The organism is Corynebacterium sp. HMSC05D03 (assembly GCF_001807205.1).
Lineage (GTDB): Bacteria > Actinomycetota > Actinomycetes > Mycobacteriales > Mycobacteriaceae > Corynebacterium > Corynebacterium aurimucosum.
The window spans coordinates 1-2227 of record NZ_KV788179.1 but is presented as its reverse complement, the minus strand read 5'-3'; the positions used below and the strand labels follow the sequence as shown (position 1 = coordinate 2227).

General features: G+C 56.4%; 2 protein-coding genes. Both read right to left on the bottom strand.

Annotation, left to right across the window (positions count from 1 at the left end; genetic code table 11):
- Window positions 1-1603: relaxase/mobilization nuclease domain-containing protein (locus HMPREF3147_RS12600; RefSeq protein ID WP_083276472.1), on the bottom strand; the 1603-nt coding region annotated here is incomplete at its 3' end.
- Entirely contained in the window at window positions 1584-1946 is a 363-nt protein-coding gene (locus HMPREF3147_RS08185; RefSeq protein ID WP_005293765.1) for a MobC family plasmid mobilization relaxosome protein, read from the bottom strand. The genes HMPREF3147_RS08185 and HMPREF3147_RS12600, both read right to left, overlap by 20 nt.
- Between the last annotated feature and the right edge of the window lie 281 nt (window positions 1947-2227).

The window sequence follows — 2227 nt, the reverse complement described above, 5'->3', positions numbered from 1 at the left end:
CAGGCTCGAAGTCATCTGAGCGTTCAGGCTCTGGGCTACTGCTTGGCTGGAATCCTTGTCGAGATGGATGGGGCTTTCGGCTGCTTTGAGTACCAGCTGTTGCATCCTTGTCAGACGCGACATCTGCTCGCTTATCTCGATTAGGTACCCTTTTACCCCCTCCAGGCCGTTGGGCAGATCCTCGATGTTCCTTATCAGCCCGGTGATCATCTGCTGCACTTCCATCATCGTTACTTGGAAGTGACTGCTGCTCACGTAGTTCTTGTTTGCGGCGAGATTGCTTTTTACGTTCCTTAATTCGCTTTCCGCTTGCGTCAACCTCGTCGAGAAGTCGCTGGGCAGAGAACTGAGAATGTCCCCTGTATTCTCCGGCAGACTCTTCAGTTTCTCCTGCAGCGTCTTGATAGCCTTCTCCGCCTTGTCCAGGCGTGGGCTGAGAACCTTCAAGATGCTGTCCATCTTGCCTTTCGCCGCTGCTTGGGCTAGCTTCGTCATCTCGGTCACTGACACCATGATTGAATACCTCCTGGTTGTTATAGTTTTCTTCCTCCTCGTCATCGAGAAGGCTGGAGCCGTATTTCGCCTCCAGGTCGTCATCGGTTGAATTGGCTTGAAGTGCTGCAAGCTGCCGCGCAAGAAGGGCTGATTGGGCCTCGTTAACGCGTTCGGTCACACCCTCTAGCGAGTAGCTGCGGCCCAATTTTGAGCCAGCTTTAGCTGCTTTACGCTTTCGAGTACGTCCGGCCTTCGTGGTGTTCGTGAAGTAGGCATCCTCGCCGTCGTCGTCGACCAGGGCCACGGTTAGCGACTCACCCTCGGTTTTTGAGTTGGGCTGCACTTTTAGAGACAGGTTGTATTTGCCAGCAATCTCTACTGCCTTCGCCAGTGGGTCGTCAGCATCTGCCACCTGTTTATCCGCGCACAGCTCATCCATGCGCTTGCGGGCAAAATCAGCCCACGTGGCTGCGGTCAGCTCATCCACGCCCAGGCCCGTCGAGTCTGTGGACTTGCCCTCCTTGCGTGCCCTGCGCTCAGCAGGAAGCAGCGATATTTCCGGCTCTCGCTCCAGGACACGCATCCCCAAATCGCGCATCAGCTCGTCGTTGATATTGCGCAGCTTGTACCAGTTGCGCATATCCCGAGGTGCAGCCTTCTTTGTCTGCGTATCGTGGTTGGCAAAGACGATATGGTTGTGGACACAGCCGCTTTTACTGTCGGTGTGCGTAGCCACGGTAAACGGAACTCCCGTGCCCTGCGTCAGCCGCATCGCCAGCTCTGAGCCAGCCGCATTAGCCCGAGCTACATCGGCCGGGTTATCCTTATCCAGCTCGTCTTTAGCCCACGATTGGATATAAATAATTGCTTCGTCAGTGCGCTGAGCCGGAGCATATCGCTCCATTTCTTCCACACTGGCTTCCATGAAGTCCACACCCGACCAACGGCCAGCCGTAGCCTCCGGAGAAAACGATTCAGCGTTAGGTTGAACCGTGCATAAAGCATCGGCTCGCACCTCACCCTTGCGGGCATTGTCTGCCGTTCCATAGACGGCGTAGACCGTTGCCGCGCGGATATTCTGGCTGTAGTTAATCTTGATTGTGGACAAAGTCCTTCACCTCTTTGCGAAGAGAAGAAACCTCGGAGCCAATGCTTTCTACAGCCTCAGACACGGGGGCCACGCCGTCGATATTCGCGCGGCGAGCCAACTGGTTTAGATTGACGCCAATCCGCCGCAGTTGGTCGTTCATCTCGTCCAGGCGGCGCAGCGTGTCCGGGGCCAAACGCTTTTGCGTCAGCACGCTCTCCTCCTCCGCGAGGACATAGAGAGCTTCCCGGAACACGACGGCCTTTTGCACCCCTACGACCCGTGCGACCTCCTCGACAAATCGGTCTAAATCCTTATCGAGGCGCACGGTTGTACGCGAATATGTCGAGAACTTGTCTCGCATATCCACCTCCTACTTATCGTGCTTACTGTGGCAGGGTGGCCCCGACTGCTGATGCAGCCAGGGCCACAGTCTGTTTGTAAGGGTCACGCTTCTCCGGTGTCGGCCCCCTCAATCTGCGGGGCAGATTCAGGCGTACTCGCCACCGTCAAAGACGGCCCTCACAAACAGGCGGCAAGCAAATACGTGCCGCCAGAACGAAACTAAGCCCTGGGGAAGATTCCATCGATCGCGTCGTTGATGCTTTACCGGCTCTTCCGGTTTCGGGGTGCGTAGCGGGGTGA

What these genes read in the sequence shown, in the direction of transcription:
- HMPREF3147_RS08185 (WP_005293765.1), bottom strand. Translation starts at nt 1,946, where the DNA reads ATGCGAGACAAGTTCTCGACATATTCGCGTACAACCGTGCGCCTCGAT.